The organism is Pantoea sp. IMH (assembly GCF_000599885.1).
Taxonomy (GTDB): Bacteria; Pseudomonadota; Gammaproteobacteria; order Enterobacterales; family Enterobacteriaceae; genus Erwinia.
This window is the reverse complement of record NZ_JFGT01000005.1, coordinates 126,551-146,113: the sequence shown is the minus strand read 5'-3', so window position 1 is coordinate 146,113 and position 19,563 is coordinate 126,551. Positions and strand designations below refer to the sequence as shown.

20 protein-coding genes are annotated in these 19,563 nt (G+C 56.5%); 9 read left to right on the top strand and 11 right to left on the bottom strand.

Going from position 1 to position 19,563, the window contains the following annotated elements:
- From livG to EA20_RS0108830, 4 genes are all read right to left on the bottom strand, one after another.
- Complete coding sequence (livG, locus tag EA20_RS0108845) at positions 1-768, bottom strand: high-affinity branched-chain amino acid ABC transporter ATP-binding protein LivG (RefSeq protein WP_024966483.1); 768 nt, start codon at positions 766-768, stop codon at positions 1-3.
- Complete coding sequence (locus tag EA20_RS0108840) at positions 762-2,033, bottom strand: high-affinity branched-chain amino acid ABC transporter permease LivM (protein WP_024966482.1); 1,272 nt, start codon at positions 2,031-2,033, stop codon at positions 762-764. The genes livG and EA20_RS0108840 overlap by 7 nt, the downstream gene beginning before the upstream one ends.
- Positions 2,030-2,956, bottom strand: a complete 927-nt coding sequence (gene livH, locus EA20_RS0108835) for a high-affinity branched-chain amino acid ABC transporter permease LivH (RefSeq protein ID WP_024966481.1) — start codon at positions 2,954-2,956, stop codon at positions 2,030-2,032. Before livH ends, EA20_RS0108840 begins: the two co-directional genes overlap by 4 nt.
- A 138-nt stretch (positions 2,957-3,094) precedes the next feature.
- Positions 3,095-4,210: a branched-chain amino acid ABC transporter substrate-binding protein gene (locus EA20_RS0108830; RefSeq protein ID WP_024966480.1), complete on the bottom strand. Its 1,116-nt coding sequence runs from the start codon at positions 4,208-4,210 to the stop codon at positions 3,095-3,097.
- Positions 4,211-4,596: 386 nt separating this feature from the next.
- On the opposite strand from EA20_RS0108830, the gene panM reads away from it, so the two are divergent.
- Positions 4,597-4,992 (top strand): aspartate 1-decarboxylase autocleavage activator PanM, encoded by a 396-nt coding sequence (panM, locus tag EA20_RS0108825; protein ID WP_024966479.1) that lies wholly within the window; start codon positions 4,597-4,599, stop codon positions 4,990-4,992.
- Positions 4,993-5,328: 336 nt separating this feature from the next.
- On the opposite strand, the gene rpoH is transcribed toward panM, so the two are convergent.
- From rpoH to ftsY, 4 genes are all read right to left on the bottom strand, one after another.
- Positions 5,329-6,183, bottom strand: a complete 855-nt coding sequence (rpoH, locus tag EA20_RS0108820; protein ID WP_024966478.1) for an RNA polymerase sigma factor RpoH — start codon at positions 6,181-6,183, stop codon at positions 5,329-5,331.
- 261 nt (positions 6,184-6,444) lie between these two features.
- Positions 6,445-7,437 carry a permease-like cell division protein FtsX gene (gene ftsX, locus EA20_RS0108815; RefSeq protein WP_024966477.1) on the bottom strand — a complete coding sequence of 331 codons (993 nt, stop codon included), beginning with the start codon at positions 7,435-7,437 and terminating at the stop codon, positions 6,445-6,447.
- Complete coding sequence (gene ftsE / locus EA20_RS0108810; RefSeq protein ID WP_024966476.1) at positions 7,427-8,095, bottom strand: cell division ATP-binding protein FtsE; 669 nt, start codon at positions 8,093-8,095, stop codon at positions 7,427-7,429. Before ftsE ends, ftsX begins: the two co-directional genes overlap by 11 nt.
- Positions 8,096-8,100: 5 nt before the next feature.
- On the bottom strand, positions 8,101-9,738 hold the full coding sequence (ftsY, locus tag EA20_RS0108805) for a signal recognition particle-docking protein FtsY (protein ID WP_024966475.1): 1,638 nt from the start codon (positions 9,736-9,738) through the stop codon (positions 8,101-8,103).
- 165 nt (positions 9,739-9,903) lie between these two features.
- Between ftsY and rsmD the strand changes: the two genes are divergently transcribed.
- Together rsmD and EA20_RS0108795 are read left to right on the top strand one after the other, a co-directional pair.
- The gene (gene rsmD, locus EA20_RS0108800) at positions 9,904-10,509 is read left to right on the top strand and encodes a 16S rRNA (guanine(966)-N(2))-methyltransferase (RefSeq protein ID WP_024966474.1); all 606 of its coding nucleotides are present in this window, start codon (positions 9,904-9,906) and stop codon (positions 10,507-10,509) included.
- The gene (locus tag EA20_RS0108795) at positions 10,499-10,768 is read left to right on the top strand and encodes a DUF1145 family protein (protein ID WP_024966473.1); all 270 of its coding nucleotides are present in this window, start codon (positions 10,499-10,501) and stop codon (positions 10,766-10,768) included. Before rsmD ends, EA20_RS0108795 begins: the two co-directional genes overlap by 11 nt.
- Positions 10,769-10,807: 39 nt before the next feature.
- Here EA20_RS0108795 and EA20_RS0108790 read toward each other — a convergent pair whose 3' ends face one another.
- Complete coding sequence (locus EA20_RS0108790) at positions 10,808-11,173, bottom strand: DUF2500 domain-containing protein (protein WP_024966472.1); 366 nt, start codon at positions 11,171-11,173, stop codon at positions 10,808-10,810.
- A gap of 153 nt (positions 11,174-11,326) precedes the next feature.
- Between EA20_RS0108790 and EA20_RS0108785 the strand changes: the two genes are divergently transcribed.
- Both EA20_RS0108785 and EA20_RS0108780 read left to right on the top strand, forming a co-directional pair.
- Positions 11,327-11,953, top strand: a complete 627-nt coding sequence (locus EA20_RS0108785) for a lysoplasmalogenase (protein WP_024966471.1) — start codon at positions 11,327-11,329, stop codon at positions 11,951-11,953.
- Positions 11,954-12,044: 91 nt separating this feature from the next.
- A complete protein-coding gene (locus tag EA20_RS0108780; RefSeq protein WP_024966470.1) occupies positions 12,045-14,333 on the top strand; it encodes a zinc/cadmium/mercury/lead-transporting ATPase in 2,289 nt (762 codons plus the stop codon).
- Positions 14,334-14,576: 243 nt separating this feature from the next.
- Here the strand turns inward: EA20_RS0108780 and tusA are convergent, their stop codons facing one another.
- Positions 14,577-14,822, bottom strand: coding sequence for a sulfurtransferase TusA (gene tusA / locus EA20_RS0108775; protein ID WP_024966469.1), 246 nt, complete (start codon positions 14,820-14,822; stop codon positions 14,577-14,579).
- A gap of 199 nt (positions 14,823-15,021) precedes the next feature.
- Between tusA and EA20_RS0108770 the strand changes: the two genes are divergently transcribed.
- Both EA20_RS0108770 and EA20_RS0108765 read left to right on the top strand, forming a co-directional pair.
- Positions 15,022-15,687, top strand: coding sequence for a 7-cyano-7-deazaguanine/7-aminomethyl-7-deazaguanine transporter (locus EA20_RS0108770; protein ID WP_024966468.1), 666 nt, complete (start codon positions 15,022-15,024; stop codon positions 15,685-15,687).
- 97 nt (positions 15,688-15,784) lie between these two features.
- Complete coding sequence (locus EA20_RS0108765; protein WP_024966467.1) at positions 15,785-16,342, top strand: DcrB family lipoprotein; 558 nt, start codon at positions 15,785-15,787, stop codon at positions 16,340-16,342.
- 83 nt (positions 16,343-16,425) lie between these two features.
- Here EA20_RS0108765 and EA20_RS19620 read toward each other — a convergent pair whose 3' ends face one another.
- Positions 16,426-17,616, bottom strand: a complete 1,191-nt coding sequence (locus EA20_RS19620) for an MFS transporter (RefSeq protein WP_038381618.1) — start codon at positions 17,614-17,616, stop codon at positions 16,426-16,428.
- 251 nt (positions 17,617-17,867) lie between these two features.
- On the opposite strand from EA20_RS19620, the gene EA20_RS0108755 reads away from it, so the two are divergent.
- Positions 17,868-18,569, top strand: a complete 702-nt coding sequence (locus EA20_RS0108755; RefSeq protein ID WP_038381564.1) for an ABC transporter ATP-binding protein — start codon at positions 17,868-17,870, stop codon at positions 18,567-18,569.
- Positions 18,566-19,540: an ABC transporter substrate-binding protein gene (locus EA20_RS0108750; RefSeq protein ID WP_024966465.1), complete on the top strand. Its 975-nt coding sequence runs from the start codon at positions 18,566-18,568 to the stop codon at positions 19,538-19,540. The genes EA20_RS0108755 and EA20_RS0108750 overlap by 4 nt, the downstream gene beginning before the upstream one ends.
- Positions 19,541-19,563 lie beyond the last annotated feature (23 nt).

Sequence of the window (19,563 nt, the reverse complement as noted above, 5' to 3'; positions counted from 1 at the left end):
TTATGCCTCTCCTAAATAGGCGCGGATCACGTCGGGATTATTGCGGATCTCATCCGGCGTGCCGCTGGCCAGCGGCGTCCCCTGATTGACCACATAGATGCGGTCTGAAATTCCCATCACCAGCTTCATATCATGTTCAATAAGCAGGACCGATACTTTGTGCTCGCCTCTCAGCTCAGCAATCAGCTCATCCAGCTCCAGCGTCTCTTTCGGGTTCAGCCCGGCAGCGGGTTCATCCAGCATCAGGATATCCGGACGGGTAACCATGCAGCGGGCGATTTCCAAACGTCGCTGCTGGCCATAGGCCAGATTGCCCGCCTGACGATTTGCCATCTCCAGCAGACCGACGCGCTCCAGCCAGGTCGCCGCGCGATCCAGCGCTTCGCTCTCCGCCTTACGGAAGGCGGGCGTTTTCAGCAGCCCGGCAAAAACGCCGCTTTTCAGGTGCTGATGCTGAGCAACCAGCAAATTTTCGATGACCGTCATTTCACGAAACAGGCGGACATGCTGAAAAGTCCTTACTACGCCCATCCGGGCAATTTTCTGGCCCGGCAGACCGGCAAGCTCACGATCGCCCAGCTTAATACTGCCGCCGGTCGGACGATAAAAACCCGTCAGGCAGTTAAAAACCGTGGTTTTACCCGCGCCATTGGGGCCGATCAGGGACACAATTTCCTGCGCGTGCAGATTAAGACTGACATTATTGACGGCAAGCAGGCCGCCGAAGCGCATCATCAGGCCATTTACCGCTAACACCGGCGTCATGATGACTCTCCTTTTTTCACATTCAGCTTCAGATGAGGACGCTTCATGGGCAACAGTCCCTGAGGACGCCAGATCATCATCAGCACCATCAGGCCGCCCAGCACCAGCATGCTGTACTCATTCAAATCACGCATCAGCTCACGCGACACCACCAGCAGCACCGCCGCGAGGATAACGGCAAACTGCGATCCCATGCCGCCCAGCACCACTATCGCCAGCACAAAGGCGGATTCGGCGAAGGTAAAGGACTCGGGGCTGACGAATCCCTGACGGGCGGCAAAGAGGCTGCCCGCAAAGCCCGCAAACGCGGCGCTGATGGTAAAGGCCGTGAGCTTGATGCGCCTTGGGCTGAGGCCTAACGAACGGCAGGCGATTTCATCTTCGCGCAGCGCTTCCCAGGCGCGTCCGAGCGGCATCCGCAGCAGGCGATTAATGACAAACAGCGTGATGACGACCAGCAGCAGCGCAACCAGATAGAGGAAGATAATGCGGTCGCTGGGATCGTATTTCAGGCCAAAGAAGTTATGGAATGTGTCCCAGCCGCCGTCGCGTACGCTGCGGCTGAACTCCAGACCAAACAGCGAAGGTTTAGGGATCTGGCTGATGCCGTTTGGCCCGCCGGTAATTTCCGTATTATTAAGCAGCAAAATACGGACAATTTCGCCAAAGCCAAGCGTCACTATCGCCAGATAGTCGCCGCGCAGGCGCAGGACAGGGAATCCCAGCAGCAGGCCGAACATCGCCGCCATCATACCGGCCAGCGGCAGGCACTGCCAGAACCCCAGGCCGTAGTAGTGATTAAGCAGCGCGAAGGTATAGGCGCCGATGGCATAAAACCCACCGTAACCCAGAACCAGCAGGCCCGAAAGTCCCACCACCACATTTAGCCCCAGACCGAGCATCACATAAATCAGCGTCAGCGTGGCGATGTCGACGGTGCCGCGTGAGACCAGGAAAGGCCAGGTCGCGGCGGCAATAATCAGCAGCAGCAGGAACAGCTTCTGCTTCGGCGTTGAACCGTCAATGCCCGGCAGCACCATGGCGGGACCGGAGAGTTTTTTCAGGCTCCGCTGCATCAGCGGACGCAGCAACTGAAAGAAGAACACTACGGCGGCACCGATCGCAATCCAGTTCCAGCGTACGCTGTCGGCACTGTGTACCACCAGGTGCGTTCCATCAAGCCCCAGGCGCACTCCCATAAAGAAGGCGGCCAGCACGACCAGCATCAGGCTTGAGGCGATAGCGTTGAGTAAATTAAGGTGCTTCATACTTTCTCAACCTCCGGACGGCCCAGAATGCCGGTAGGCATGACCAGCAGCACCACAATCAGCAGGGCGAAGGAGACCACATCTTTGTATTCCGTACTCAGGTAGGCGGAGGTCAGGGCCTCAGCAATGCCCAGGATCAGGCCGCCCAGCATCGCGCCGGGAATACTGCCGATGCCGCCCAGTACCGCGGCGGTAAAGGCTTTCATGCCAGCCATAAACCCGATATAAGGATTGATCACGCCATAAAACTGGCCCAGCAGCACGCCCGCCACCGCCGCCATCGCGGCACCGATAACAAACGTCAGGGAGATGACCCGGTCGGTATTAATGCCCAGCAGGCTGGCCATTTTCAGATCCTCCGCGCAGGCACGACAGGCGCGCCCCATTCGGGAGTAACGAATAAAGAGCGTCAGCGCCAGCATCGACAGGAAGGTCACTGACCAGATCAGGATCTGCATGGTGGAGATGGTCGCTTCAAAGCCATTGCTCTCGCCCAGCGTCCAGCGTCCGGTCACCAGGCTTGGCAGCGCGAGGTCGCGGGAACCCTGCGTCAGGCTGACGTAGTTTTGCAGGAAAATCGACATCCCGATGGCGGAGATCAGCGCAATCAGGCGCTTGGAGGAGCGCACCGGGCGGTAAGCCACGCGCTCGATGCTCCAGCCGTATGCGCTGGCAATCACGATGGCCACGATAAAACCGGCGCCAATCAGCATCCAGCTGACGTCAATACCCACCATCATCAATGCGGCAATCACGATAAAAGAGACGTAGCTGCCGATCATATAGACCTCGCCATGGGCGAAGTTAATCATGCCTATGATGCCGTACACCATGGTGTAACCGATGGCGATAAGCGCATAGGTACTGCCCAACGTCACGCCGTTGAACATTTGCTGTAAAAAATAGAGGAACTGCTCGGACATACCTTAAACCCTTACTTCGGACCACCGGGGCGGAGAGGCCGTGCACGACGTCATGACGGGCCGGACGTATCCGGCCCGCAAGAGACGGCACTGTTGTAGCTAAATTGCGCTACGGGCGGCGTTTATCCGCCGCGTCGTTTATTTCGCTGGCGTCGACGAGCCATCGGCATGCCATTCGAAGATGCCGAATTCAAATCCTTTCAGATCGCCCTTCTGATCCCAGCTCAGATCGCCCATCACTGTGGGAACTGGCGCGCCTTCTTTCAGATTTTTCACGATCTCTTCTGGCTCATCGCTTCCGCTACGCTCCATCCCTTTGACCAGCGATTGCAGCGCGGCATAGGTTGTCCAGACGAACGGGCCGGTCGGATCCTGGTTCTTCGCCTTCAGCGCATCAACCACCGGCTTGTTCGCTGGTACCTGATCGTAACGCTTCGGTAGCGTGACCAGCATGCCCTCCGAGGCTTCACCGGCGATGTTGGAGAGTGAGGCATTACCTACGCCCTCAGGTCCCATAAAGACGGTTTTCAGGCCTGCCGCGCGCGACTGACGCAACAGCTGCCCCATTTCCGGGTAGTAGCCACCGAAATAGACAAAATCGACGTTCTCTTTCTTCAGACGGGCAACCAGCGTGGCGAAGTTTTTATCGCCTGCGGTAACCCCTTCGAACATCACCACGTTACCTCCGGACTGCTTCAGGCTGTCCTGCACTGAGCGGGCCAGACCTTCACCATATTGCTGCTTGTCGTGGATGACGGCGATGCGCTGCGGTTTGATCGCGCTGAGGATATATTTCGCGGCGGTCGGTCCCTGGTCGGAATCAAGGCCGGTGGTGCGCATGATCATTTTATAGCCGCGCGTGGTCAGATCGGCGTTGGTTGCCGCCGGAGTAATCATCAGCACGCCTTCGTCTTCATAAATATCGGAAGCGGGCTGAGTTGAGGAAGAGCAAAGATGGCCAATAACATAGCGAATGCCGTCATTAATCACTTTGTTCGCCACAGCAACAGCCTGTTTAGGATCGCAGGCATCGTCATATTCCACGCCAACCAGTTTGTCGCCATTAATGCCACCTTTCGCATTAATGTCGGCAATCGCCTGTTTAGCGCCGGTAAATTCCATATCCCCATACTGGGCCACCGGGCCAGACATTGCGCCAACAATCGCGACCTTAATGTCTTCTGCCATCGCTGCATGGCTCATTGCCAGGGCCACACAGCCGGCCAGGAACGCATTTCCTTTACTGATTTTCATCCGATCTACCCCATCTGTTGTGATTGCTGTTTTCTGGCGGTGCAAAGCGACCAATCTCTTTGAGAAAGAAGAGGTTAAGCATCTTATCGCCGTTTTTTATGAATAAGGCCTTTAATTTCAGGTTATTAAACAGGAATTTTCTTCTTCAAATCAACAGAAGTATTGAGAAAACTCCGACCTTAACAGCATAAATCACTGGCATTTAAGCGGGCAGTTTCGTACCACAACCAGTCTGATGTGCTGCTTTATCCTGCACATTTGAGTATTAACCCTGGTCTGGCACCACACCACAAACAGATTGCTTTGTTTTCGTACAGAAAAAGTTACGCGCAGGGAAGCGGACATTTTCGCTACAATATGCCTTTCTTACTCGTCAGAGCGTGCATATGAAACTGACCATCATCAGGCTGCAACACTTCTCGTCACAGGATCGCAGCGATCTGGCTAAGATCTGGCCAGAAACCGAGCTGGACGCCCTTGAAAAAAGGCTGGATGAGCATCACCAACTCTACGCTGCGAAATTCAACGATCGTCTGCTGGGCGCGGTAAAGGTTGTACTGAAAGGCACCTATGGCGAGCTGGAGGATTTTATGATCCGCGAAGTGACCCGTCGGCGTGGCGTGGGAAGCTATCTGCTGGCGGAGACGCTGGCGCAAAACAGCGCCATTACCCAGTGGTGGATTGCTGATACGGGAAATAGCGATCGCGAGGCGATTGCGGTATTCATGCAAAAAAGTGGCTTTATCGCTCAGCCCGGCGGATGGGCCTTGCTGCAGCGCTGAGAGCGGCCCGGTTAAAGAGGCCCGCTCGGTCGCGGCAGAGCGGCTCGCTGCAAAGGTTTCCGGGAAGGCCGGTAGTGCGGTTCAGGCCAGCTCAGTCAGGGAAAAGGAGAGAACATAATCGCGGTGCCTGTACTTCATCTGGTTGCCTTGAAATTTCAGGCGAATAACAACAGCGCTATCCGGCATAGCACGCTGTCTACAGAGAGGTTAAGCCCGCTCAGGTCGCTTCACTCCCTGATGGAACGTCTTGATTCACATCCCTGCCCAGTTCAGCGGGGATTACTGAAAACAAAAAGGGCGGCACAAGTGCCGCCCTTTTTTGCTGACTATCGGTGGTTACGCTTCGATAGCAACACGCAGTTTTTTCATTGCGTTCTTCTCAAGCTGACGAACGCGCTCTGCGGAGACGCCATATTTGTCGGCCAGCTCCTGCAGCGTGGTTTTGTTGTCATCGTCCAGCCAGCGGGCGCGGATAATGTCCTGGCTGCGATCGTCCAGGCCCTGCATTGCATCGCTCAGCTTATCGGCCGCATGGGATTCCCAGTTATCTTCCTCAATGCCATCGGCAAAGTCGGAGGATTTATCCTGCAGGTAAAGCATCGGTGCCATTGAACGGCCCTCGCTCTCCTCATCCGGCGTCGGATCGAAGGTCATATCCTGCGCGGCCATACGCGATTCCATCTCCAGCACATCTTTGCTGGTTACGCCAAGCTCGCGCGCCACCATTTCCACTTCATCCTGATTAAACCAGCCGAGACGCTGCTTGGCCTTACGCAGGTTGAAGAAGAGTTTGCGCTGGGCTTTGGTGGTGGCGACTTTAACGATACGCCAGTTGCGCAGCACGTACTCATGGATTTCCGCTTTGATCCAGTGCACCGCGAAGGAGACCAGACGTACACCCACTTCAGGGTTAAAGCGGCGAACCGCCTTCATCAGCCCGATATTCCCTTCCTGGATCAGGTCAGCCTGAGGTAAGCCGTAGCCGGAGTAGTTACGGGCAACATGAACAACAAAGCGCAGGTGAGACAGGATCAGCGTCTTAGCCGCATCCAGATCGCCCTGGTAATGCAGCCGTTCAGCCAGCGCTTTTTCCTCTTCTGCCGTCAGCACAGGCCAGGCATTAGCCGCCCGGATATAGGAATCCAGGTTGCCTAAAGGAGCAATAGCTAAAGTTTGCATTTCTTTGGTCATTCATACCCTCTCTGTAGTAAGCAATAATGCTGTGCCGTTCCCTGAGCAATTCACAAGACTACGTGAACGCCAGCAAGAATTGGAAGCATTCTGTGCTACTTCGACTGCAAAGTTATCCACAAGTTCCATATTAACGGTGTATACATTATACCGTTTTACGGGCAGAAGAAGTATAGCCAAAGGCAGTCACAACACAATGGCTTCCTCTGCGATCTTAATCCGACAGCAGAGGAAGATTATATCAAAAAACGTGTAAAGGGATTACTGAGGCGTAAAACGGCGTAAATGTTGCACCGTCGCCAGCCAGGCGGCGATCCAGCCAATCATGGCGGCGATCAGCAGCAGCAGCAGGCTCTCATCCCAGCCCAGCCCATGCAGAACAAAGGTCGTGCCGAACACCGAGGCGACCTGAGACACCACGCTTTCGAGGCGCAACACCAGCACTTCAGAAAGCAGCAGCGAAAGTAGCGCGCCGGAAAAGCCCAGCAGCGCGCCACCATAGAGAAATGGTCGCAGGATAAAGCCATCGGTCGCGCCGATCAGTTTCTGCACGTTAATGGTGTCGCGGCGGGCAAAGATACTGAGCCGTACGCTGTTACCGATAACCAGAAATACGGCGACGATCATCAGCACGCCGATCATCGCCGCGACTTGTCCCACCAGACCGGTCAGCGCCGCCAGGCGGGCAAACCAGCTGTCATCCATCTTCACTTCGTCCACGCCCGGCACTTTCGCCACGCGTTCACGCAGGTTGCTCATGGTGTCTGAGTTCTGGAAGTTAAGCTGCGGCGTGATAATCGCCACGGCGGGCAGCGGATTCTGCTCCAGCATATCCATCGCGCCACCAAAGCCGGACCAGTTGCGGAACTCGCCCATCGCTTCTTCACGCGAGAGGTAATTGACCTTATCAACGCCCTCTTCCTGCTTCAGTTGCGCAACGACGCCTTCCGCTGCATCGTCATCCAGCGTTTTGCTGAGATAGACAGTCAGCTGCGGAGCCGGATACCACTGTTCGGCGGCCTGGCTGACATTTTTCCAGACCATATAGCATACGCCCGGCAGGGTCAGCGAAATAGCAATGACCATCACCGTCAGCATCGTCGCCAGCGGCTGCCGCCACATATCTGACAGGGTGCCGCGCAGCGCATAACGCCACTGTTCCTGGACACCGCCCTTCAGCGCCTTACTCTTTGAAGACGATTTTGGCTTAGCCGTTTTGGGCGCTGCCGCCCGCACGTTGCGTTTATTGACCATCCTGACCTCCGTGCAAGCGTCCCTGATTCAGCGTCATCAGACGGTAATTACGCCGGGCGATAAGACCTTTATCGTGTGTGGCCATCAGCACGGTCACGCCCACGCGATTAAACTCCTCAAACAGGCGCAGAATATCTTCAGAGAGCGCATCGTCCAGGTTGCCGGTCGGCTCATCCGCCAGCAGTACGGCGGGTTTATTGACCACAGCGCGGGCGATGCCTACACGCTGCTGTTCCCCTCCGGAGAGCTGAATAGGGTAACTTTTTGCTTTGTCCAGCAGGCCAACCTTATCCAGCGCTGCTGAGACACGGCGGCGAATGTCTTCCCCGCTGGCACCGGCAATGATCAGGGGAATAGCCACGTTGTCATAGACCGAACGATCCATCAGCAGATGGTGATCCTGAAAAATCATGCCAATCTGCCGACGCAGAAACGGGACTTCGCGGCTTTTCAGCCGACTGATATCGTGTCCGCTGAACCAGATGTGGCCGGCACTGGGGCGCTCAATACCGCAAATAAGCTTCAGCAGGGTACTTTTCCCCGCTCCCGAATGTCCGGTCAGAAACGCCATTTCTCCCGGACGCAGACGAAAATCCACCCCCTGAAGCGCTTGCCGACCGCCGAGATAAGCCTTACTGACTTCCTCAAAGCGAATCATCCTTATTACTCCTCTCGGGCAAAAAGTGCCTCTATAAAGTCGTCTGCTTTAAACGATCGTAAATCTTCAATGCCTTCGCCTACGCCGATGTAGCGGATTGGAATGCCAAACTGATCCGCGACTGAGAAGATCACGCCGCCTTTTGCCGTGCCATCAAGCTTGGTCAGCGTGATGCCGGTCAGGCCGACCGCTTCATGAAACAGCTTAGTCTGACTAATGGCGTTCTGTCCGGTACTGGCGTCAATCGTCAGCATCACCTCATGCGGTGCCTGCTCATCCAGCTTTTTCATCACGCGGGTGATTTTCTTCAGCTCTTCCATCAGGTGCGCTTTGTTCTGCAGGCGGCCTGCCGTATCGGCGATCAGCACGTCCACGCCGCGCGCTTTGGCCGCCTGAATGGCATCAAAAATCACCGAGGCAGAGTCTGCGCCGGTATGCTGCGCCACGACGGGGATACTGTTGCGCTCACCCCAGACCTGTAGCTGCTCTACGGCGGCCGCACGGAAAGTATCCCCCGCCGCCAGCATGACCGATTTGCCCTCGGCCTGATACTGACGAGCCAGTTTACCGATGGTCGTGGTTTTACCGACGCCGTTAACTCCCACCATTAAAATAACAAACGGCGTTTTGCCGCCAACGTCCAGCGGCGCGTCAACCTTCGCCAGGATCTCTGACATTTCCTGCTTCAACAGGCCATAGAGCGCTTCAGCGTCACGCAGCTGTTTACGGTTCGCCTGCGCCGTCAGATTGTTGATGATGCGGCGTGTGGTTTCCACGCCCACATCGGCGATCAGCAACTGCTCTTCCAGCTCTTCAAACAGATCGTCATCGATCTTTTTGCCCCGGAATAAACTGATGAAGCCCGACCCCAGGTTCTGACGGGTTTTCACCAGGCTGCGTTTCAACCGGGCAAAAAAGCCTTCTTTGGTCGGACGTTCCTGCTCGGCCTGCTCTGCTTTGTCGGCCTGTTCAACCTTAGCCAGTGCGGCAGCGATCGACTCTTCTTCAGTGATAGCAGGATCGGAAACCGCCGACGCCAGTACAGATTCTTCACGCTCTTCCGGCAGCAGTTCTTCTTCCGGCTCCGGTTTAATCCCTGCAACTTCTTCCGGCAGCAGCTCTTCTTCCGGCTCCGGCTTAACCTCTGCAACTTCTTCCGGCAGCAGCTCTTCTTCCGGCTCCGGTTTAATCTCTGCAACTTCTTCCGGCAGCAGCTCTTCTTCCGGCTCCGGCTTAATCTCTGCAACTTCTTCCGGCAGCAGCTCTTCTTCCGGCTCCGGCTTAATTTCTGCTTTTTCTTCCCACAGGCGATCTGTTTCAGGTTCAGGCTTAACTTCAACACTGTCTTCTGACACCAGATCGGCTTCAGGCTCAGGCTTAACCTCTGCCACACCCTGCGGTGTGACAACGGCAGGTTCAACATTTTCCGGATGCGCCGCCTGCTCTTTTGCCAGGGTTTCCGTGACGTTCACTACCGCTTCAGCGCGCTGTTCCGCGCCGGAAGCGGTAGTGGCAACATCCGAAACGTCTTCAGTCGCGGGCTGCTGTTGTTCAGAGGTATCTTCTGTTTTTTCCTCAGGCGCTTTCTCCTCACGCCCCAATCCCAGCCAGGAAAAAAAGCCACGTTTTTTATTTTTTGCCATGGTGCAACCACACTCCTCGCGGGGAAAACTCTGTCAGGTCTCTGAAAATCATCTTAATCCCTTAGTCTAACACTTTCCTGCTGACGCAACACAGCACCCTTTTTACGTTTCCTCCGCCCGGATCGCGCGTTAAACTATGCAACAAATTATGAAGAGTTCAGCAGCATGCATAAAAAACCCCGCAGCGGCGGCGCCGGACAAATCCGTATTATTGGTGGCTTGTGGCGCGGCAGAAAACTTCCAGTGCCCGACAGCGCCGGACTACGCCCCACCACAGATCGCGTACGTGAAACGCTTTTTAACTGGCTGGCGCCGGATATTCAGGGCGCACGCTGCCTTGACTGCTTCGCTGGCAGCGGCGCCCTCGGCCTTGAGGCGTTGTCGCGCCATGCCGCCTCCGTCACCCTGATTGAGCTGGAGCGCCCGGTGGCGCAGCAGCTGGAAAAGAATCTGGCCACCCTGGGCGCTACCGCCGGGCGCGTAATCAATACCAATACGCTTCAGTGGCTGGCACAGCAAGGCGAACCTCACGATCTGGTTTTTATCGATCCGCCGTTCCGCAAAGGCCTGCTTGAGCAGACGCTGACGCTGCTGGAGAATAACAGCTGGCTGACAGATGGTGCGCTGGTGTATGTGGAAAGCGAAGTCGAAAATGGATTACCGCCGGTGCCGGTTAGCTGGCAATTGCATCGTGAAAAGGTCGCCGGGCAGGTGGCTTATCGTCTCTATATCCGCTCCGGCGCTATAAAGGAGGAAGGTCATGCTGATTAATCTTGGCAGAGTACTGATGGTGTGCGTCTGGGCATTTCTTCTGCTTAACCTTGTGCACCCCTTTCCCAAACCGCTGAAGTACTTTATTGATGTTGCGCTCTTTTTTATGGTGATAATGCACGGCCTTCAGCTGGTGCTGATGCGGACAACGCAGCCGAAAGAGGGGCCAAAACTCAGCGCGCTGACCCAGACGAAAATCTTTTTCTTCGGCGTGTTTGAACTGCTGGCGTGGCAAAAGAAACATTTGCCAAAACAGTGAGCTGTTTAACGGCTGCCTTTGAGGGCGGCCCGCAACCGCTTATGGCGTCTCCAGCCTGTCGGGTGTAAAGGCGATAAACCGCGTTCCTTTTACCGTGAGTTCTCCGCGTGCGCCTTTATCTATCGCATGATAATCATCGGCCTGCAGCGTCAGCTTAATATCCCCTGCCCCGTAAAGGGGCTGAAACCATGCTTCATAACGCATCTCTTCGACCGGGATGACTTCACGCTGGCGTGAGCGACGGTTCGGAGCGGGAAATTCCCGTTTCGCCTTAACCTCAACCTGTAACGTCCGCACGGGCGAAGCGTCGTTTAACGCCTCCTCCCGGCGCTGCTTAATAAACTGACGCGATGCCAGCAGCGCAATAACAGCCAGTACGATAAAAAAGATAAGGGGGAGTTTCATTGTCGTTTTCCTTCTTTTTCCCCGGCCAGTAAAGCCAGCTTCCCGGCTGGCAAGGATACAACCAGAGCCGTCTCATTGTCACATCCTCCTGAGCTGGCCTAAACTGAATACAGATTTCTGGAGTTTCAAACCTGGTAAATAAAGGGACACATTATGATTTGGTCGTTTCTGGCGGTGCTCTTTTCCGGCTGGCTGTACGTTGATGCTTCCTACCGCGGCCCTCAGTGGCAGCGCTGGGTTTTCAAACCCGTCACAATGCTGTTACTGCTTGCGCTGGCCTGGCAGGCCCCCGTACTCAATACCACCGATTACCTGATCCTCTTCGGGTTGCTGGCCACCCTTGTCGGCGATTCACTGACATTATTGCCCGAGCGGCGGATGCTCTACGCGACCGGGGCGTTCTTTTTGTCACATCTGCTCTATACCATCTGTTTTGCCAGCCAGATGACGCTGACCTTTTTCTGGCCGATTCCGCTTATGGTCCTGATTATAGGCGCAGCGCTGATTGCCACTATCTGGACGAAACTGGACGAGCTACGCTGGCCGGTGTGTACTTTTATCGGTATTACGTTGCTGATGGTCTGGCTGACAGCGGAGCAGTATTTCTTCCGTCCCAACGACTACAGCTTTTCTATCATGACCGGTGCCGCACTGCTGCTGCTGGCCAATATTTTCTGGCTGGTAAGCCACTATCGCCGTCGATTCTCTGCCGACAGCGCTCTTATCGCCGCCAGCTACTTCGCCGGTCACTTTATGATTGTTCGTTCACTCTACCTTTAATCCTCAAAACGCCTTGACTCTGGAGTCCACTCCAGAGTGTATGATGCGATAAGGGCGGGCATTCCCCTCCCTTTTCGCTACAGGAGGCGACATGCACTTACACTCTTCTGACTGTCGCTGCGGGCACTGTACCGCAGCAAAATCTCCCAGAAACACCTTTGTCATTCGTCCGGCGAGCGGCAAGATAACCACCATCAGCGCTATGCCTTCTGAACCCGGCTGCTGTCGCGGGGGAGGCTGCGACAGTGCTGGCGTCAGCAAGCCTGCCGAGAATGCGGACACGGCGGATGCACCTGAATCTGCACAGCGCTACAGCTGGTTTATCAGCGGCATGGATTGTCCGGCCTGTGCCCGCAAGATAGAAACGGCTGTGGGTCAGATACCCGCCGTCAGCCAGGCCAGCGTACTCTTTGCGACCGAAAAACTGGTGGTCAGTGCGCCGGACGATATCCGCGCTGAAGTGGAAGCCACGGTGAGCGCAGCAGGATTTAAGCTGAAGCGCAGCGATGCGCCAAAAGAGACGGCCGCCGCGCCGGGCTTCTGGCAGGAAAACCGTACTATTATTCTGCTGGCGGTGATGATGCTGGCCGGCTGGCTGCTGATGCAGGTTGATGAACGCGCGGGTCAGATCGTCTTCGTTATGACCACGCTGGCAGGGGTCTGGCCCATCGCCCGCGCCGCCCTTCGTCTGATGCGCGCTGGCAATCCTTTTGCCATTGAGACACTGATGAGCGTTGCTGCCATCGGCGCGCTATTTATTGGCGCAACAAGCGAAGCCGCCATGGTTCTGCTGCTGTTTCTGCTGGGGGAACGGCTGGAAGCCTTTGCTGCTGGCCGTGCCCGCCGCGGCGTAACGGCCCTGATGGCGCTCCAGCCGGAAGAAGCGGTACGGGTAAGCGGTAATGTCCGTGAAACCGTGCCGATCGGCACCCTTCGCCCTGGCGATATCATTGAGGTCGCGCCAGGCGCGAGGCTGCCTGCCGATGCAAAACTGATCACGGCTTCCGCCAGTTTCGATGAAAGCGCGCTGACGGGCGAATCTGTTCCTGTCGATCGCCAGCAGGGAGAAACGCTCGCAGCGGGCAGCCTCAGCGTGGACCGTCAGGTGAGGCTGGAAGTGATATCACAGCCGGGAGAGAGCGCCATAGACCGCATTCTGCATCTGATTGAGGAAGCTGAGTCGCACCGCGCGCCCGTTGAGCGTTTTCTGGATCGCTTCAGCCGGATTTATACGCCCGTCATTATGGCGATCGCGCTGCTTGTGGCAATCATTCCGCCGCTGTTCTTTGCGGCGGCGTGGCAGCCCTGGATCTACAAAAGTCTGACGCTGCTGCTGATTGGCTGCCCCTGCGCGCTGGTTATCTCCACGCCAGCGGCGATTACCTCCGCACTGGCGGCGGCCACCCGTCGCGGTGCGCTGATCAAAGGTGGTGCCGCGCTTGAAAGCTTAAGCGCCATCAGCATTATCGCCTTTGATAAAACAGGCACGCTGACCGAAGGCAAACCTCAGGTGACGGCGGTCATTCCTCTGGCAGACGATGATGAAAGGACATTGCTGGCGAAAGCTGCCGCAACGGAGAGTGGCTCTTCGCACCCTCTCGCCCGTGCCATTGTGGCCAGAGCGGCGGCACTGCAGCTTGAGATACCCCCCGTTACCGGACAGCGCGCCCTTGCTGGCAGCGGTGTCGAAGGGATAGTTGGTGGTCACAAACTGCTGATCAGCGCGCCTGCCAGACTAGAAAAGCATCTGCTCAGCGACCGCCAGAGGGATCAGATTGTACAACTGGAGTCTGCGGGAAATACGGTGGTCGTGGTGCTGGAAAATGAGCGGCCAGCGGGATTGATCGCCCTGCGCGATACGCTGAGGCCCGAAGCGCTGGCAGCCATCAGTGAACTTAAGACGATGAATATTCAGAGCGTAATGTTAACGGGTGATAATGTCCGGGCAGCGGCGGCTATCGCCAGTGAACTGAAAATGGATTATCGCGCCGGCCTGCTGCCTGCGGAAAAAGTGGCAGCCGTTGCGGATCTGCGTAAGCATGCCGCCGTGGCGATGGTCGGCGACGGCATTAATGATGCCCCCGCCATGAAGACCGCCACTGTGGGTATCGCGATGGGAAGCGGCAGTGATGTGGCGCTGGAAACGGCCGATGCGGCCCTGACCCATAACCGCCTCGGCGGCGTGGCGTCGATGATCCGCCTGTCGCGGGCCACGCATGCCAATATCCGGCAAAACATTACCATTGCGCTTGGGCTGAAGGGGATTTTTCTGGTCACCACACTGGCGGGTATTACCGGTCTCTGGCTGGCCGTGCTGGCGGATTCTGGCGCTACGGCGTTAGTAACTGCTAACGCTCTGCGGTTGCTCAGGAAGAAATAGCGACGGTTAAGGCCTGTGCTCTTTCTCAGTGCTGGGATCAAAGCGCTAAAAAGAGCATATTTTTCCTGTAGGCACTGGGGATGGGCGGAAAAGGCGGGATAAGCCGGTGTTAGCGCCGCGCTGGCGGGAGACTCTCCCCCGTTAAACAGAAAGGATTTTCTCTGACTGCCGTGCGCCTGTTCCGGCGTGAACGTTGCAGCACGGCGCCAGATTTCTGAAAGGATGTCGATCCTTCGCTGGCACCTACAGGCCTTTTTTTAACAGATAGCGGTAAGGCAGTTCGTCGGTCGCCTGAGCCACCAGCGTATGTTCCATAAAACGGCAAAATCCAGGGATATCGCGCGTGGTTGCCGGATCGTCGGCGATAATCAGCAGGGTTTCGCCCTCCTGCATATGGCGCACGGCTTTGCGCACCATCATCACCGGTTCGGGGCAGCGCAAGCCCAGCGCATCCAGGGTTTGATCGGGGTTCGCAAACGGTTCGCTCATGGGGTTCTCATCTGTACGGAATAATTAACGGTGCTCATTTTACCTTCAGCGCAGGCATGTGCAAGGCCGCGCGCAGCGGAATCGTTTGCGCGTAAATTAACCATTGCATTGACAGTCTGATTCGGTAAGATGCCGCGCAATCGCTCCGGCGAGATATTTTTTTGGGTTCCCTCACCCCAATATATAAAAAGGTCACACGATGATTTCTTTCTCTTCGCGTCAGCGCATGCATGCGCTGATCTGGCTGTCTCTGTTCCATGTACTGGTGATCACCTCCAGTAACTATCTGGTCCAGCTTCCCATCTCCATTTTTGGGTTCCACACAACCTGGGGCGCCTTCAGCTTCCCGTTTATCTTCCTGGCTACCGATCTTACCGTGCGCATTTTCGGCGCGCCGCTGGCACGACGCATTATCCTGGCGGTGATGATCCCGGCGCTGTTTATTTCCTACGGCGTTTCAGCCCTGTTCTATCAGGGTGAGTGGCAAGGCTTTGCTGCCCTGCGGGACGTAAACCTGTTTGTCGCGCGCATCGCCTGCGCCAGTTTTATGGCCTATGCGCTCGGTCAGATTCTGGATGTGCATGTCTTTAACCGCCTGCGAAAACTGCCTCAGTGGTGGATCGCCCCTGCGTCAGCGATGTTTCTGGGCAACATCAGCGATACGCTGGCGTTCTTCTTTATCGCGTTTTATAAAAGTGCGGATCCGTTTATGGCGCAGCACTGGGTGGAGATTGCCCTGGTGGACTACAGCTTCAAAGTGCTTATCTGCATGATTTTCTTTCTGCCTGCCTATGGGCTGCTACTGAACGCGATGCTGAAGCGCTTAGCAGAAAAATCTGTTAGCGCACAGGTCAACTTCGGCTAAGCTGCACTCTGTGACAGAGTGTCGGTTGCTTTTGCCAGCTGATGATAATTGTACGCGTTGCTGAAACAGGCACACGACTAACGTAAAAGGGAACATAATGCGTAACTTACTGAAATATGCTGGTATCGGCTTACTGGTGGTCGGACTGGCCGCCTGCGACGGCAATGATGATAAAGCCGCAGCCGATGACAATGGCGTGAGCAGCAGCCAGAGCAGCCAGCAAGTCTCCCTGATGGAAGGCAAAGTCCAGTTTACCCTGCCAGCGGGCATGTCCGATCAGAGCGGCAAGCTGGGCACCCAGGCAAACAATATGCACGTTTATGCCGACTCGACCGGCCAGAAGGCGATTATCGTCATCGAGGGCGACAGCACGGAAGAAGGGCTCGACGTCTTGTCTGAGCGCCTTGAACAGCAGCAGCGCAACCGCGATCCGCAGCTCCAGGTCGTCTCCAACAGATCGGTGGAGCTGAAAGGCCAGACGGTGCAGCAGCTTGATTCAGTGATCTCCGCCAGGAATCAGTCATCCTGGTCCTCCGTCGTGCTGGCGAAGGTCAATGGCAAGCTGTTAACCCTGCAAATCACGCTGCCTGCTGAGAACCAGCAGCAGGCTCAGACCGAAGCCGAGAACATTATCAATACGCTCGTGCTGAAGTAACCTTCAGCCCCTGGCGCCAGGCCAGGGGCTGAGTTCTCCTCTCCGCTGACGTCTGCGCAGTGTCGCTTATCTTCCTCCTCAGGCTAAGCCGTTTTTCGCTTCAACCTTATCGTCATCAGCATCGCCAGACAGACCAGCAATCCGCTGAACAGATAGATCACGGGTACGCCCAGATAGCTCATGATGATCCCGGCCAGCGGGCCGGTGATGCCGAGCGACAGATCCATAAACGCGGTATAGGTGGCCAGCGCGCTGCCCTGGTTTTGCGGCGGGACCGCTTTGACCGCCACAACGCCTATCGCGGGGAACACCAGAGAGAAGCCCGCGCCGGTCAGCAATGCGCCCAGCTTCGCCATCCAGGGATCGGCAGCGCCCCAGACCAGAAAAAGGCCTGCCGCTTCGACCACAAAGCAGACCAGCGCCACGGAAAGCCCGCCATAGCGGTTAATGGCGCCCGGAAACAGCAGCCGCGTGCCGACAAAAGCGCCGCTGAAAAGGGTTAATGCCCAGGCGGCGCCCTCCCAGCCTTTTGCCTGATAAAACAGGGTGATGAAAGTGGCGATGACGCCAAATCCCGCCGATGCCATCGCCAGAATGATGCCGTATCCCCAGAGTTTGCCCAGCACCGCCCGGAAAGGCAGCGGCTTACCTTTGCTGCTTTTTACCGTCGGACGCGGCAGCGCCAGTAGGATGCCCACCAGTGCGATGGCAATAATTATCCCCGACAACAGGAACAGACCGCCCCAGTGATAGATCGCCACGCCCAGCGGCGCGCCGATCGCCATCGCGCCATAGGTAAAGATACCGTTCCAGGAGATGACCCGCCCGATATGCAGGGAACCCACGACCCCGACGCCCCACAGGGTCGATCCGGTTCCGGCGAAACTTTGCCCAATCCCCAGAATGATTCTGCCCAGGCAAAGCAGAATCAGGCTGAGCACCGGCATTGCCGCCCCGGCGGCGGCCAGCGCATAAAAGACGCCGCTCAGGAAACAGCCGCAAAGCCCCAGAATAACCACTTTTTTCGCTCCCCACTGATCGGCAAAACGCCCGGAATAAGGACGGCTGAGGAGCGTGGCGAAGTACTGCAGGCTGATCGCCAGTCCGGCCCAGAAAGCGCTGTAGCCCATGACATCATGCACATAGCCGGGTAACACAGCCAGCGGTAAGCCGATCGTCAGATAGCTGGCGAAGTTGAAGATAACGACGGAAATAATACGCAGGTTTAAGCGTAAACCGCCTGGAGCAGGCTCCGATCCAGGTTGCTCAGGCATGGGAATAACACCCTGTGGAAAAAATGAAGCTCTACTATAGCCATTTTTGCGCGGAAAGATCATCGCCAGGGCAAATCAGACATTCCTGCCGCCATCAATCCGTCACATAGTCTCCTTATACTGCCGCGTTAACGAAATCCCAAAGAGGATAAAACGATGTCAGCACGCCTGTTTTACTGTCAGGTGTGCGTGTCCCGTCGGCCAGAACTGGTTGCAGGCGCCTGCCTGCCAGACAGAGAGGCCGGATTGTGATGCGCACGCCAACCCCTGTTACCCTGAAAGGTATCGGCTATGCGTTCGGCGCACAGCCAGTCCTTCATCATCTCGACCTCATCGTGGAAGGCGGCACAACCACCGCCCTGTTAGGCCCTTCTGGCTGCGGAAAAAGCACGCTCCTGAAGCTGCTGGCTGGTCTGCTACAGCCGCAAAGCGGCGAGATCCACTTTGGTGAGCGGCGAGTCGCCAGCGCAGGCTTTTCTCTGGCGCCGGAGCAGCGCGACATCGGTATGGTCTTCCAGGATTATGCCCTCTGGCCCCATATGAGCGTGGCGCAGAACGTAGGCTTTCCCCTGCTTATGCGCCGCGTCCCCAATGCGCAGCGGTTAAAAAAGATCATGATTGCCCTCGATCGGGTTGGCCTGGCGGATTTTGCCCTGCGCCGGCCCTCCGATCTGTCGGGCGGCCAGCAGCAGCGCGTTGCCCTGGCCCGCGCCATTATCGCCGAACCGGCCATTCTGCTCTTTGATGAACCGCTCTCTAACCTCGATCGCGATCTGCGTGAATCGTTATGCGTTGAGATGGCCGCTCTGCTGAAGCAGCTTGGCACGACCGCCGTTTACGTTACGCACGATCGCAGCGAGGCAGAAGTGCTCGCCGACCGCATTGTTCATTTGTCACAAGGTTCAGTCACGGCCATTCAGGTCGTGGGGCCACTCTCAGGGGAAACAGCATGAAAACGATACTGACCAGAAAAACAGGAGCCATTGTCGCGATGATATTCACCACTGCCATGACCCTCAACGAGGCCAGCGCACTGACCGTCTACACCGCTGGACCAGGTTCGCTGGCGAAAAAGCTGGCCACCGGCTACGAAAAGCAGACCGGGGTGAAGGTCAATCTGTTCCAGGCGACCACCGGGAAAGTGATGGCCAGGCTGGAAGCTGAACAGGCCAGCCCCCAGGCGGATGTGTTGATTTCCGCCTCCTGGGATACCGCGGAAGATCTTCAGCAGCGCGACTGGCTGTTGCCCTATCAGAGCGCCAACGCCGCCAGGGTGCCGGACATGTTAAAAACGGACAGCTATGTTGCGCAGGGCATCTCTGCGCTGGGCATCGTCTGGAATACCAAAAGCGGCACACCGGAGCCAAAAGAGTGGCGCGATCTGACGCTCGCGCCTTTTAAGAATAAGGTGACGACACCCGACCCTTCACTGTCCGGTGCGTCGGTGGATCTGCTAATTGGCCTGCAAAATGGCATGGGCGATGAGGCCTGGACGCTGTTTGAGCAGCTAAAACAGAATGGCATGGTCATTAACGGTCCGAATGCGCAGGCGCTGACCGCCGTGCTACAAGGTGCGAAAGCGGCGGTATTTGGCGCGGTGGATTATGTCTCTTATGGCCAGATAGAGAAGGGCGAAACCATCAAGGTGATTTTCCCCGCCAGCGGCACCGTTGTCGCGCCGCGTCCGATGATGATCCTGAAATCAACGCAGCATGCCGCCGATGCAAAAGCGTTTATCGACTATGTGCTCTCAGAAGAAGGTCAGCAATTCGTGGCAGAAGCCTGGCTGATGCCTGCACGCAGTGATATCGACGCCAGACGCCCACAACTCAAGGATCTGAAACTGTTGCCAACCAGCAGCGACGGCAGCAGCGAGCGTGGCCAGGTGCTACAGCGTTACGGCAAGCTGTTCTCACAGCGCTAACTCATCCGGTGGTCGCCCACCCT